Raw genomic sequence first — 13,356 nt, 5'->3', positions numbered from 1 at the left:
GACAGCATGGAACCGATACTGGTCACCGGCGCGGCCGGCGGCACCCAGGGCTCCACCGGCCGCCGTGTGGTCGAGGCGCTGCGGCACGCCGATCGGCCGGTCCGCGCCTTCGTGCGCGCCGACGACGACCGCGCCGCCGCGCTCCGCGCGCTGGGCGCGGAGGTCGCCGTCGGGGATCTCCGCGAGATCACCACCGTCCTGCCCGCCGCGCACGGGGTGCGCCGCGCGTACTTCACCTATCCGGTCACCGCCGGAATGCTCGACGCCACCGCGGCTTTCGCCGCGGCCGCGCATCGCGAACAGCTCGAACGCGTGGTCGCGGTATCGCAGCTGGGTTCGGATCCGCAGGCGGGCACCCCGCACATGCGCAGGCACTGGGTCGCCGAACAGGTGCTCGACCGCGCCGAGATCGGGGCCGTCCACCTGCGCGCCGCGGTGTTCTTCGAGAATCTGCGGGTGGTCGTCGAGCACAGCGGCGCGCTGGCACTGCCGCTCGGCTCGCCCGATACCGTGCTGCCCCTGATCGCCGCCGAGGACGTCGCCCGGGTGGGCACCGGGCTGCTGTCGAGCCCCGACAAGGCGGACCCGGTGTACTGGCTCACCGGAGACGTGCTGACCGCGGGCGAGGCGGCGGCGGCCTTCGGTGTGCGCTACATCGACGTCGACCCGCGGGAGTGGGAGCGCACCGCCGCCGCGCTGTACCGCGACGAGGTCGTCGTCGAACATCTCTCCCACCTGTGGCGGATGTTCGCCGCCATCGGGTCCGGCCACCAGCTCTACCGCGTCACCGAGGCCATCGCTGATATCGGCGGCCGACCACCGCTCACCCTGCGCGAATACAGGGCCCGCCACCGGCTCGCGGGCGGCCCCGAGGCCTGACCGCGACGCCACCCGGCCCGGGATATGCTGCGGCGGACACCGACAGGAGGGGGAGCCCGTGACCAGCGAGCAACCGCAGAACCAGCACCCGGGCCAACACCCACCACAGCCGGAGCAGCCGTGGCATACGGCGGCCACCCCGGAAGACCAGGACACGCCACAGCCCCAGGCCGCCGCGCAGCAGTCCCAGGACGCGCGCCCGACCGCGGACGCACAGCCGCATCCCGACACGTCGACACGCGTCGAAGCGAACCCACCGGCTGAGGCGAAGCCGCACCCTGCCGAGGCACCGGCACGACCCGGTACCGCGCCGACGCGGGCCGACGCGAGCATGTGGGCGGACGCGAGCACGCGGGCTGCCGATGCGCCGACACAGCATGTGCCGATGACGCCGTCCTACCCTGTCGCGCCACCGTCCTACGGGGGCGGATACCCGGAATTCCCCGGTACGCCGTCGCCGTACGCGGCCGCACCCGCGCACCATCCCGTCGCGCCACCGCCGTATCCGGGCGGGTACCAGCCGTATCCGGACGCCGCGGTCACCCCGTCGGGACCTCCGCGTCCGGTTCAGAACGCCTACTACCTCATGCTGGCCGGGGCGGTGCTGACCGTGCTCAGCACGCTGATCGGCTTTCTGCAACTGCCGTCGCTGCGCGATGAAATGGCCGAAACCTCCGAGGGGGTGTTCACCCAGAGCGAGCTGGACACCCTGGTCGCGGTGTCGTTCGGGGTCGGCGTCGTGCTCTCGCTGATCTCGGTGGGCCTGTGGGTGTGGATGGCCTTCGCCAACCGCGCCGGGAAGAGCTGGGCCCGCGTCACGGCCACGGTCTTCTTCGGCCTCTACACGGCGTCCATGCTGTTCGCCGTGATCGGCATCTTCATGCCGGAGGCGCGTTCCACGATGGTGTCCACCATGTTCAGCGTGGTGCTGTGGTGCGTCGGCCTGGCGGCGGTGATCCTGTTGTGGAACAAGCAGTCCACGGCGTACTTCCGTCCGGCACCCGCCGGCTACGCACCCTACGGGGGACCGCCGGGAGCGCTGGATCCAGCTCAGACGGGAGGGCCGTACCCGGGACAGTCGGGAGCGCCGTATCCGGGACAGCCGTATCCCGGGCAGTCGGGGGCACCGTATCCGGGACAGTCGGGGGCACCCTATCCGGGACAGCCGGGCGCGCCGTATGCAGGTCCGCCCGGTGCGGACGGTCCGTACTCCGGTCCTCGGGGCGGCTGATCGGCCGCGCTCGGATCAGGCGCGCTACCAGCCCGCCCCGCGGTCGCGCTGGGGTCGATTGGCGCTGGCCCGGCGTTCTTCGCGCTGGGTCTTGACCCGCTCTGCCTCCGCGCGCACCGACTCGGCGTTCTCGCGTTCGCGCACCAGCCATTCCGGCGGATCCGCCAGCAGGTCCGCGATCTCGGCGGCGGTCAGCGCGTCGGAGACCGCGGCGCGGCTCAGGCCGCTGTTGGTGATGCCGAGTTTGCGGGCGGTGATATCGCGGGGGAAGGGGCCGTTGGCGCGCAGCTCGGTCAGCCACTGCGGCGGATTCTCGCGCAGTTCGTCGAGCTGGGCCCGGGAGATCGGAGTGCCGCGGAACTCCTCCGGCGTGGCGGGGAGGTAGACGCCGAGTTTGTTGGCCGCCGTCAGCGGCTTCATCAGTTGCGAATTCTGGTCCGGGCTCACCGGTCAAGCCTATCGGGCGGGTCGCCGGTGCCGATCCTGCGGTTCAGTACGCTCTCGGGAATGACCAACGACGACGCGTCCGCCGACGCCCCTGCGCTGCGGGTCGGGTTCGTTCCCGGTGTCACGCCCACCAAGTGGGAGCGCAAGTGGGGTGAGCGGTTTCCAGGGCAGCGCCTGGAACTGGTCGTCGTCGCCCAGGGGGAGCAGGACGAGGCGCTGCGGTCCGGACGCGTCGACATGTGCTTCGTGCGCCTGCCCATCGACCGGGAGGGCATGCACGCCATACCGCTCTACCGCGAGGTGCCGGTCGTGGTGGTGCCCAAGGACCATCCCATCTCGGTCTACGACGAGGTGACCACGGCCGAGCTGGCCGATGAGCGCCTACAGGACACCGCCGATCTGGATGCCGCCGCCGGGGCCATCGAGCTGGTGGCCGCCAATGTCGGGGTCGCCATCGTGCCGCATTCGATCGCCCGCCTGCATCACCGGCGGGACGTGGTCTACCGGACGGTCACCGATGCGCCCGACACCCAGATCGCGCTGGCCTGGCCGATCGAGGGAACCTCGGACACCACCGAGGAGTTCGTCGGCATCGTGCGCGGCCGGACCGAACGCAGCTCCCGATCACCGTCAGGACGTGGGGCAATCGAGGAGCAGCCGAAGCGGTCGGCGCAGAAGCCGCAGAAGCAGGCGGGTGGACGACCGGCTTCCGGGCAGCGCTCGGGGTCCGGCCGGGGGCGGGCCGCGGGTGGACGCAACGGTCACCGCAAGGGGCACTAGCTGCTCTTATAGCCTGTGAGCTATACCGCTTATGTCCGATTCAGGACCCTTTGTGACGCAGATCACGGGCATTCCCTCGGGCATTGAAAGTTGGCCCACTACGGGACTTTTCGTACCTGTGGTCTGGTTCCATTGACACTTTCCTAACATTCAGCACTTTCTAAGTTACTTTTCAGCAACAATCTCCTGGACACTTGACCACGGGTGCTCACCGAGGACCCGCGCTCCAGAAGTTGGATGCGCGAAACGCTGTTTCGAAAGCGACGCACACATATGAAGTTCACGAAGGTCGCCGCAACCTCGGCCCTGGTCATCGCGGCACTCGGCATTGCCACCGGCACCTCACACGCGGAGCCCGCCCCGGCTCCGGCCCCCGCCCCGGGCGTCATCCCCTCGCTGATCGACGGTATCGATCAGGGTGTGGACCAGGTGCTGCCGGGAATCCACTGGCAGACCCGCATCGAGGGCGACGCCGTCGTCGTCGAGACCGACCACGGCTCCCTCGCCAATGACAACGGCCAGTTCCAGGTGCGCGACGACGCCGGAAACGTCGTCGTCGGACTCCCGCTCGCCTTCACGATCGGTGACCTCGAGTACCCGATCGACGCCGCGGTCGACGGTCTGCGCGCCACCCTGACCCCGCGCACCGATGCCGCGCGCCCGGTCGCGGCGGACAGCAACCCGCTGCGCCACGACGTGGTCCGCCAGGATGCGTTCGATGACGCGGTGTCCGCGGCCGCGACCCAGTTCGGCATCATCACGTCGATCGGCACCCTCATCGGCACCATTGTCGGCGGTGGCGCGGGATGTCTGCTGGGTGCGCTGGCAGGTGGCGCCGCACTGGCGATCGGTGGCGTCACGATCATTCCGGGCGCCCTCATGGGCTGCATCACCGGTGCGGGCATCGGCATTCCGCTGGGTGCCGCCGCGGGTCTGGTGCTGACCGGTGTGCCCGCCGCCATCGTGGTCGGCATCGGCTTCGTGCAGCGCATCAACGCCCCCGAGAACCAGTAGTCCTACCGGTTGATACGGCGAAACGGGCCGGGTCGCGCACAGCGACCCGGCCCGACGCGTACGTCCCGGTGCGTTTACCGCGGCTTGCGGGAGATGATCGAGTCGCGAATCAGCACGAACGCGAGCAGCGCGGCGAAGCCGATGGTGAACAGGTAGCCGACATTGCCCGAACCGGAGGAGGCGCCCTGCGGGCCCTCGAACAGCATGCCGAGCAGGATCACGACGACAACCCAGCCCGCGATGCGGAAGGTGCGCTTCGACTCGCCGCTCCAACCCCAGGCGGCGGAAGGAACCTCGGCCGGATCGACCTTGGTGACGACACCGGCGCTGTGGGTGGGTTCCAGTTCCGTGGCGGCCACTTTCGCTCCTTGATGGCTCGATTGATTGCTGGCCAATATGGTGGCATACGACCATGTGTCGTAGCCAGCAGGGTGGCGGTGTCGCGGCCGGGGGTTCGGCCGGATTCGACTCGGGAGACAATGAACGCGTGTCCGACGTTGTGAAAGTCCTGCTGCTGGGCAGCACCGGTTCCATTGGCACACAGGCGCTCGAGGTGATCGCCGCCAATCCGGATCGATTCGAAGTGGTGGGCCTGGCCGCGCGTGGCGGCAATACCGAACTGCTCGCGAGCCAGATCGCCGCGACGGGTACCGGCAACGTGGCCGTCGCCGACCCCGAGGCCGCCGCGAAACTCGGTGTGCCGCTGGCCGGACCGCACGTGGCGGCGCAACTGGTGCGCGACACCGACGCCGATGTGGTGCTCAACGCGCTGGTCGGCTCACTCGGGCTGGAGCCGACCCTCGCCACGCTCGAGACTGGTCGACGGCTGGCCCTGGCCAATAAGGAATCCCTGGTGGCGGGCGGCTCGCTGGTGACCCGCGCGGCCGCCCCCGGTCAGATCGTTCCGGTCGACTCGGAGCATTCCGCCCTGGCCCAGTGCCTGCGCGGCGGCCGGGCCGAGGAGGTGGAGCGGCTGGTGCTCACCGCGTCGGGCGGCCCCTTCCGCGGCTGGACCGCCGACATGCTGGCCTCGGTGAATCCGGACGAGGCCAAGGCGCATCCGACCTGGTCCATGGGGCTGATGAACACCCTCAACTCGGCGAGCCTGGTGAACAAGGGGCTCGAACTCATCGAGACGCACCTGCTGTTCGGCATCGACTACGACCGCATCGACGTGACCGTGCACCCGCAGTCCATCGTGCACTCCATGGTCACCTTCACGGACGGTTCGACGCTGGCCCAGGCCAGCCCGCCGGATATGAGACTGCCCATCGCGCTGGCGTTGGGCTGGCCCGACCGGGTGCCGGGCGCGGCGGCGGCCTGCGACTTCTCCCAGGCGGCGACCTGGACCTTCGAGCCGGTGGACAATACGGTGTTCCCGGCGGTCGAGCTGGCCCGCCGGGCGGGTAAGGCGGGCGGCTGCGTGACGGCGGTCTACAACGCCGCCAACGAGATCGCGGTACAGGCGTTCCTCGACGGCGTGATCCGATTCCCCGACATCGTGGGCACGGTGGCGCGGGTCGTCGACTCCGCCGACCGCTGGTCCGCGGAACCCAGTACCTTGGACGAGGTGCTCGCGGCGGATACGTGGGCGCGTGACTGTGCCCGCGCCTTCGTGCGCGACTAGGTAGGAGGATTCGAGACCGCATGGTGTTCGCGATCGGCTTCGCACTGTTCGCGCTCGGTATCACCTTCTCGGTTGCCTTGCACGAATGCGGCCACATGTGGGCGGCGCAGGCCACCGGTATGAAGGTGCGGCGCTACTTCATCGGCTTCGGCCCCAAGGTGTTCTCCTTCCGTCGCGGTGAGACCGAGTACGGCCTGAAGGCGCTGCCCCTGGGCGGTTTCTGCGATATCGCGGGCATGACCGCCCTCGACGAACTGGAGCCGGAGGAGCTGGACCGGGCCATGTACCGGCAGGCCACCTGGAAGCGCCTGTTCGTCATGTCCGGCGGCATCATGATGAACTTCCTGCTCGGCTACATCCTCATCGTGGTGCTGGCCGTCGGCTGGGGGTTGCCGCATCTGACGCAGCCGCCGGAGACCCAGTTGGGTGCGATGGGCTGCGTGGCGAGCTACGCGCCCGACGGCACCCGCCAGGAGTGCACCGGCGACGGCCCCGCCCAGCGCGCCGGATTGCAGCCCGGCGACCTGGTCACCGCGGTGAACGGGACCTCCGTCGACACCTGGAACGACTTCCGCGCCCTGACCGAGAAGCAGACCGGTGAGTTCACCTACACCGTCGAGCGTGACGGCCGGACCCTGACCCTGCCCGTCACTCCGGAGCGGGTGACCGTCTACGACAAGGACGGCCGCTCGGAGACCGTCTCCAAGGTCGGCGTCGGCCAGGCCACCGCGGGCCCGCCGGTCGAGTACAGCCTGCCCGCCGCGCTGCCCGCCGCCGCGGTGTTCACCGGCGAACTCGGCGTCCGGACCGTCGAATCCCTGGCCAAGCTGCCCGCCAAGGTCGGCGCGCTGGTGGAGGCGGTCTCCGGCGGCGAACGTGATCCGGAGACCCCGGTCAGCGTCTACGGCGCGAGCCGCATCGGCGGCGAGACCGCCGAACGCGGCTACTGGGGGGTGTTCATCCTGGTCCTGGCCAGCCTGAACTTCTTCCTGGGCGTCTTCAATCTGCTTCCGCTGCTCCCGCTCGACGGCGGCCACATGGCCGTGGTCACCTACGAGAAGATCCGCAACGTCCTGCGCAACCGCCGCGGCCTCCCCGACGGCTCCCCCGTCGACTACTTCAAACTCATGCCCGCCACCTACGTGGTGGTGGTTCTCGGCGGCGCCTACATGCTCCTGACCCTGGCCGCCGACATCGTCAACCCCATCACGCTGTTCCCGTAGCGGAATCCGGCCGGGGTGTCCGGCTGGTTACCATCGGGGTGTGCGCAGTGGAGTCGGAGCCGGCGGATTCATCCGCGAGGTAGCCCTGGCTCCGCCGCCGCGACCGGCCGGATACCCCTTCGACCTGCCGGTGGTGCGGCATCTCGACCGCCTCGGCGCGCTGGCCCTGTCGCCGACGGTCACCTTCCTCGTCGGAGAGAACGGCAGCGGTAAGTCGACCCTGGTCGAGGCCATCGCGGTCGCGGCCGGGATGAACGCGGAGGGCGGGAGCCAGAATTACCGCTTCGCCACCCGCCGCACCGAGTCGGAACTCGGTGATCGGCTGGTGCTGCGGTGGGGCACCCGCAAGCCGCGCAGCCGGTTCTTCCTGCGCGCCGAGTCGTATTACAACGTGGCCACCGAGACCGAACGGCTGGGGCCGGAGCAACTGGCCGCGCTCGGCGGGCGGTCACCGCACGAACGCTCGCACGGTGAATCGTTCGTCGATCTCATCACGCACCGTTTCCATCCCGACGGCCTGTATCTGCTGGACGAGCCGGAGGCGGCACTGTCGCCGCGCGGCTGCCTGGCCGTGCTGGCACGGCTGTCGGATCTGGTCGCGCAGCGGTGCCAGATCGTGGTGGCGACGCATTCGCCGATCCTGCTGGCGCTGCCCGGTGCCACCATCTACGCGGTGGACGAGGACGACGGGATCGAGCCCGTCGGCTACGACGATGCGCTGCCGGTGCGGATGACCAGGGACTTTCTCGCCGCTCCGGAGCGCTACCTGGATCATCTGCTGGAGTCGCGGTAATCCACACGATCGGGTGTGCGCACGGGGCCGGTGGCGGCAACCTCGCGCAGCAGTCGGCGACAGAGCCGGTCGGCGCGGCGGGTGGTCTCGGGCTGGCGGTATTCGCGGGTGAGCGCGAGGACCTGCGCGCAGGCGGTGTCCAGGTCGATGCGGTGGCCCACCGAGACGAAGACCGGTTTGACGGCGGTGCGGGTGCGCAGGGCGCGGCCCACCGGGGCGCCGTCGATGGTGATCGAGGTGGCGGAGCCCCGGTCGGGCGCGGGGTCGAGGTAGTCGCCCCAGGCGTTCTTGGCCACGCCGATGGTGGGCAGGTCCACCAGCAGGCCCAGGTGGCAGGCCATGCCGAAGCGGCGGGGGTGGGCTAGGCCCTGGCTATCGCAGACGATCAGATCCGGTGTGGTGGAAAGCTTTTCGAGGACGGCGAGGGTGGTGGGGAGTTCGCGGAAGGCCAACAGTCCTGGCACATAGGGAAAGTCCGTCGTCCCGGTGGCGGTGACGGTCTCGACGGTCTCCAGGGTGACGGCGTCCAGGACCACCGCGGCCGCGACCACGGTGCCGTCGTCGTGGTAGGCGGAGTCGAGTCCGGCGACCGTTCGGAAGTGCGGTGGCGCACGATCTTCCGTGATCACCAGGGGCCGGAGCCGATCTTGGAGAGCGATGGCCTCATCCGGGGTGACCGGCCAGGAATCAGGAATATTCACTTTCACTTCCAGCGGGTTACCTTTCGCCCTCGAGAATCGAATACTTACTGTATGCGGCGGCAAGTGACCGCACGGCAACACCGCTTCCAGGGCAGGCGTCGGCGCAGGCTACGCTTGTCGCCGCTGTCACAGGGCGGCCGGTAGCCCGACGTCGTTAGACTCGGAACCGGAACGGGTGAGGACAAGATCGCAACACGAAAGTAGGCAGCCGATCGTGAGCAGTGCCATCGCATTGGGGATGCCGTCCGCACCGGCGGCGACCCTCGCGCCCCGGCGCACAACCCGCCAGCTGATGGTGGGCAAAGTAGGGGTGGGCAGCGAATTCCCCGTCTCGGTGCAGTCCATGACCACCACACGGACCCATGACGTCAACGCCACCCTGCAGCAGATCGCGGAGCTGACCGCGTCCGGTTGCGATATCGTGCGCGTGGCGTGCCCGCGGCAGGAGGACGCCGACGCCCTCGCCGCCATCGCGAAGAAGTCCCCCATTCCGGTTATCGCGGATATCCACTTCCAGCCCAAGTACATCTTCGCCGCCATCGACGCCGGCTGCGCCGCGGTGCGCGTGAACCCCGGCAACATCAAGGAGTTCGACGGCCGCGTCAAGGAGGTCGCGGCGGCGGCCGGAGCCGCCGGCATCCCCATCCGCATCGGCGTGAACGCGGGCTCGCTGGACAAGCGCATGATGGCCAAGTACGGCAAGGCCACCCCGGAGGCGCTGGTGGAGTCGGCGCTGTGGGAGGCGAGCCTGTTCGAGGAGCACGGCTTCGGCGACATCAAGATCTCGGTCAAGCACAACGACCCGGTGATCATGGTGGAGGCGTACCGCCAGCTGGCCGCGCAGTGCGACTATCCGCTGCACCTGGGCGTGACCGAGGCCGGTCCCGCCTTCCAGGGCACCATCAAGTCCGCCACCGCCTTCGGCGCGCTGCTATCCCAGGGGATCGGCGACACCATTCGTGTCTCCCTGTCGGCCCCGCCGGTGGAGGAGGTGAAGGTCGGCAACCAGATCCTGCAGTCGCTGAACCTGCGCCCCCGCAAGCTCGAGATCGTGTCCTGTCCCTCCTGCGGCCGCGCGCAGGTGGATGTCTACACCCTCGCCAACGAGGTCACCGCCGGGCTCGAGGGCATGGAGGTGCCGCTGCGCGTGGCCGTCATGGGCTGCGTCGTCAACGGCCCGGGTGAGGCCCGCGAGGCCGATCTGGGCGTGGCCTCCGGCAATGGCAAGGGGCAGATCTTCGTCAAGGGCGAGGTCATCAAGACGGTGCCGGAACACCTCATCGTCGAAACGCTCATCGAGGAGGCCATGCGGTTGGCCGAGCAGATGGGTGATGCCGCCGGTGCGGGCGAGCCGGTGGTCAGCGTCGGCTGAGCGGAACAGGACCGACGCTGAGGCTTTCGGCATACCCACGGCACGTTCTCACAACTCGTGGCAGGCTGTGAACGTGCGGAGTGTGCTGGAGCCGACTCGCCGGACCAAGGTCTCCGGTGTCCGTCAACTCGCAAACCGCGATCTGACGCAGGTATTGCGCGTGCTCGACGCCGACCCGGTGGCGAGCTGTATGGTGGCTGCCCGGCTCCAGGAGTACGGCCTGGACGCCCGGGGCAGTTACGGGGAGCTGTGGAGTCGCGGCGGGCCGGGGAATTCGCTGTGCTTCTCCGGGGCGAACCTGGTGCCGCTGCGCGGTGCCCCCGACGATCTGCGGGCCTTCGCCGACCGCGCGGTCCGCGGTCCCCGCATCTGTTCGTCCATCGTGGGCCGGCGGGAGCTGGCGTTGCCGCTGTGGGAGTTGCTGGCGCAGCGCTGGGGTCCGCCGCGTGAGCTGCGCGCCGAACAGCCGCTGCTGGCCCTGGACCGCACCGCGCAGGCCGCGCCGGATTCGCGGGTGCGGCGGGTGCGGCCGGAGGAGCTGGACCGCTACCTGGTGGCCGCCATCGCCATGTTCACCGAGGAGATCGGCGTCGATCCGCGCGCGGGCGACGGCGGTCGCAGCTACCGCCGCCGCGTCGCCAACCTCATCGAGTCCGGGCGTGCCTGGGCGCGTTTCGACGACGGCGAGGTGGTCTACAAGGCCGAGGTGGGTTCGCTGTCCCGGCGCACCGGCCAGATCCAGGGCGTCTGGGTGCATCCGGAGCGCCGGGGCGCGGGCGTGGGGACCGCGGGGACGGCGGCGGTGGCCAATGCGGTGGTGGCCTCGGGCCGGACCGCGAGCCTGTACGTGAACTGCTACAACGAGGTCGCCCGGCGCGCCTACGCCACCGTCGGATTCCGGCAAATCGCTACATTCGCGACAGTGCTGCTGGACTGACCACTCGGCACGGTGTGACGCTCCGGCGAAATCCGTTCGCGTGCAGTGTGTCACCGCAGGTTTGCGGGTAGTTGGCTCTACCCTCGGTGCCGATGTCGACGCGATTGCTGACCCTGCTCGTCGCCGCGGCGGTGACGCTCGCCGCGGTCGGATGCTCCACCGCCCAACAGCGCCCGGTGACCACCGCCGAGGCATTCTTCGGCGCGTTCGCGCGCCAGGATGTGGCCGCCGCCGCCGAACTCACCAATCTGCCCGAAAAGGCCGGTGCGGCATTGGCTTCCGCCTGGGAGAAGCTACAGGCCGAGGGGCTCGAGGTGACCACCGGCGACACCCGCGTCTCCGGTGACACCGCCACCGTCGACTACACCTACGCGTGGCGGCTGCCCCGCGACCGCACCTGGACCTACGACGGCCAGCTGCAGCTGGGGCGCAGCGAGGGCCGTTGGTCGGTGCGCTGGACCTCGTCGAACATCCATCCGCGCCTGGGCGATACCCAGACCCTGGAGCTGCGCTCCATCCCCGCCCCGCAGGCCCGTGTGAACGAACGCTCCGGCAGCGATGTGCTGATCCCCGGTACCGTGCACCGCGTCGTCTTCACCCCGGCCGAGGCCCGCGACCCCGGCTATGTCGCCGATGCCGTCGCCGCCGCGCTGAACCCGATCCTGCCCAAGCTCACCGGCGAGGGGATTCTGAAGGCCGCGCGCAAGGCCGACGGCGGGGTGTATCCGGTCGAGGTGCTCACCGAATGGGAGTACAACCTGGTGGGCGCGAATCTGCTCGGCCTGCCCGGGGTCACGGTGTCCCGGCAGTGGGATATGGTCGCCACCGATCGCGATTTCGCCCCCGACCTGATCTCCCAGGTGCGCAAGTCCATCATCGACGATGTGGACGGCCGCGCGGGCTGGAGCGTGGTCACCCGCAATCGCAATGGCGTGGACACCGGCCTGCTCACCGAGGTGCGCCCGCGGCCCGCCCCGTCCTTCTCGCTGAGCCTGGACCGCTTCGTGCAGCTCGCCGCGCAGCGCGCCGTCGACGCGCGCCGGGAGCAGGCCATGATGGTGGTGTTGCAGCCGTCCACCGGCGCGATTCTCGCGGTGGCGCAGAATCGGGAGGCCGATCGGGACGGTCCGGTGGCCACCTCCGGTTTCTATCCGCCGGGATCGACCTTCAAGACGGTCACCGCCGCCGCGGCCATGAACACCGGACTGGCGACGCCCGAGACCGTGCTGCCCTGTCCGAGCCGAATCATCATCGGCGAGCGCACCATTCCGAACTACAACCTTTTCACCGTCGGCGACGTACCCATGGCCACCGCCTACGAGCGCTCCTGCAACACCTCCTTCGCCGAACTGTCCAGCCGGCTGCCCGCCGACGCCCTGCGGCTGGCGGCGGCGCAGCTGGGCATCGGCCCGGACTACACGGTGGTCGGCCTGCCGACGATCTCCGGCCAGGTGCCCGAGTCCGCGGACAAGGTGCAGCGCGCGGAGGACGGCATCGGTCAGGGCAAGGTGGTGGTGAGCCCGTTCGGTATGGCCCTCGCCGCGGCCAGCATCGCGCACGGTTCGGCCCCGGTGCCGTACCTGATCTCCGGGAACAAGACCACCGTCGACGGGCAGCGCCCGCCCCTCGATCCGGAGGTGGTGGCGGGGTTGCGGCAGATGATGCGGCAGGTGGTGACGGGCGGTACCGCGGAACGCATCGCCGATCAGGGTGAGGTGTACGGCAAGACGGGTGAGGCCGAGGTGGAGGGCGGCTCACATTCGTGGTTCATCGGCTACCGCGGGGATATGGCCTGGGCGACGCTGCTCGTCGAAGCGGGCAGTTCGGACAATGCGGTGGCGGTAACCAGGGAGATGCTGACCGGGCTGCCACCGGGGTACTAGCCCGGGAGCGATCAGCGGGTGGACTGCGTCTGAATGGAATATCGGCCCGAGGCGAGCTTCACGCAGGCGACGGGCCGCGCCACGCCCCCGTCGGCCTCGAGCACCACGGGCTGCTGTTGCTGGGACAGATTCCGCACCGCGGGCGCGGGGCTGGATTCGTCACCGAGTAGCTCGCTGGCTCCGGTCCCGGCGAGGATGATCCCCACCGTGCTGACGAGCAGAAAAGCCGAACGTTGCATGTCCTACTCCCTGGGTGGGGGGCGAGTGAGGAGACCCGAACGGTCTGTTTCGGTAAACCGGTGCTGCTTTAGGATTGGCTGACTGTTTGCCGCCGAAACAAAACGTTAGATCGCTCGCATTGACGGCACAACCCATGAGTGCGTTCCGGCACACCCGCGGAATGCGGTGACGCAGGTCACATACCTGAAAGTAGGTTCGGAAAATTTCGTCCGGACCGCGAGGATTGCTC

The 13,356-nt window shown here is 69.4% G+C and carries 14 protein-coding genes; 10 read left to right on the top strand and 4 right to left on the bottom strand.

The annotated features are described in order from the left end of the window. Window positions 1-6 precede the first annotated feature (6 nt). Both QMO76_RS17815 and QMO76_RS17810 read left to right on the top strand, forming a co-directional pair. Window positions 7-879, top strand: a complete 873-nt coding sequence (locus tag QMO76_RS17815; protein ID WP_306362440.1) for an NAD(P)H-binding protein — start codon at window positions 7-9, stop codon at window positions 877-879. 385 nt (window positions 880-1,264) lie between these two features. Further along, a complete protein-coding gene (locus QMO76_RS17810; protein ID WP_306362439.1) occupies window positions 1,265-2,110 on the top strand; it encodes a hypothetical protein in 846 nt (281 codons plus the stop codon). A 24-nt stretch (window positions 2,111-2,134) separates the two neighbouring features. On the opposite strand, the gene QMO76_RS17805 is transcribed toward QMO76_RS17810, so the two are convergent. Then, complete coding sequence (locus QMO76_RS17805; RefSeq protein WP_306362438.1) at window positions 2,135-2,557, bottom strand: DUF5997 family protein; 423 nt, start codon at window positions 2,555-2,557, stop codon at window positions 2,135-2,137. A 60-nt stretch (window positions 2,558-2,617) separates the two neighbouring features. Here QMO76_RS17805 and QMO76_RS17800 point away from each other — a divergent pair, with 60 nt between their 5' ends. Together QMO76_RS17800 and QMO76_RS17795 are read left to right on the top strand one after the other, a co-directional pair. Further along, entirely contained in the window at window positions 2,618-3,337 is a 720-nt protein-coding gene (locus tag QMO76_RS17800; protein WP_306362437.1) for a LysR family substrate-binding domain-containing protein, read from the top strand. Window positions 3,338-3,610: 273 nt separating this feature from the next. Beyond that, on the top strand, window positions 3,611-4,351 hold the full coding sequence (locus tag QMO76_RS17795; protein WP_306362436.1) for a hypothetical protein: 741 nt from the start codon (window positions 3,611-3,613) through the stop codon (window positions 4,349-4,351). A 74-nt stretch (window positions 4,352-4,425) separates the two neighbouring features. Here the strand turns inward: QMO76_RS17795 and QMO76_RS17790 are convergent, their stop codons facing one another. Continuing rightward, entirely contained in the window at window positions 4,426-4,710 is a 285-nt protein-coding gene (locus tag QMO76_RS17790; protein ID WP_039816066.1) for a DUF2631 domain-containing protein, read from the bottom strand. 53 nt (window positions 4,711-4,763) lie between these two features. Between QMO76_RS17790 and dxr the strand changes: the two genes are divergently transcribed. From dxr to QMO76_RS17775, 3 genes are read left to right on the top strand one after another with little or no spacing between them, the layout of a single operon-like run. Then, complete coding sequence (gene dxr / locus QMO76_RS17785; RefSeq protein ID WP_372342004.1) at window positions 4,764-5,978, top strand: 1-deoxy-D-xylulose-5-phosphate reductoisomerase; 1,215 nt, start codon at window positions 4,764-4,766, stop codon at window positions 5,976-5,978. A 20-nt stretch (window positions 5,979-5,998) separates the two neighbouring features. Next, on the top strand, window positions 5,999-7,201 hold the full coding sequence (locus tag QMO76_RS17780; protein WP_306362434.1) for an RIP metalloprotease: 1,203 nt from the start codon (window positions 5,999-6,001) through the stop codon (window positions 7,199-7,201). Window positions 7,202-7,241: 40 nt separating this feature from the next. After that, a complete protein-coding gene (locus tag QMO76_RS17775; RefSeq protein ID WP_306362433.1) occupies window positions 7,242-7,994 on the top strand; it encodes an AAA family ATPase in 753 nt (250 codons plus the stop codon). On the opposite strand, the gene QMO76_RS17770 is transcribed toward QMO76_RS17775, so the two are convergent. Beyond that, complete coding sequence (locus QMO76_RS17770; RefSeq protein ID WP_306362432.1) at window positions 7,973-8,695, bottom strand: endonuclease V; 723 nt, start codon at window positions 8,693-8,695, stop codon at window positions 7,973-7,975. The two genes, QMO76_RS17775 and QMO76_RS17770, sit on opposite strands and share 22 nt — an antisense overlap. Before the next feature lie 238 nt (window positions 8,696-8,933). On the opposite strand from QMO76_RS17770, the gene ispG reads away from it, so the two are divergent. From ispG to QMO76_RS17755, 3 genes are all read left to right on the top strand, one after another. Beyond that, window positions 8,934-10,067 (top strand): flavodoxin-dependent (E)-4-hydroxy-3-methylbut-2-enyl-diphosphate synthase, encoded by a 1,134-nt coding sequence (gene ispG / locus QMO76_RS17765; protein ID WP_372342015.1) that lies wholly within the window; start codon window positions 8,934-8,936, stop codon window positions 10,065-10,067. Window positions 10,068-10,140: 73 nt separating this feature from the next. Further along, window positions 10,141-11,004, top strand: coding sequence for a GNAT family N-acetyltransferase (locus QMO76_RS17760; protein ID WP_306362430.1), 864 nt, complete (start codon window positions 10,141-10,143; stop codon window positions 11,002-11,004). Window positions 11,005-11,096: 92 nt separating this feature from the next. Then, window positions 11,097-12,887 (top strand): penicillin-binding transpeptidase domain-containing protein, encoded by a 1,791-nt coding sequence (locus tag QMO76_RS17755; RefSeq protein WP_306362429.1) that lies wholly within the window; start codon window positions 11,097-11,099, stop codon window positions 12,885-12,887. A gap of 11 nt (window positions 12,888-12,898) precedes the next feature. Here the strand turns inward: QMO76_RS17755 and QMO76_RS17750 are convergent, their stop codons facing one another. After that, window positions 12,899-13,126, bottom strand: coding sequence for a hypothetical protein (locus QMO76_RS17750; RefSeq protein WP_306362428.1), 228 nt, complete (start codon window positions 13,124-13,126; stop codon window positions 12,899-12,901). Window positions 13,127-13,356: the final 230 nt, after the last annotated feature.

It is taken from the genome of Nocardia sp. CC227C (assembly GCF_030767025.1).
Taxonomy (GTDB): domain Bacteria; phylum Actinomycetota; class Actinomycetes; order Mycobacteriales; family Mycobacteriaceae; genus Nocardia.
This window is presented reverse-complemented; position numbering and strand designations above follow the sequence as displayed.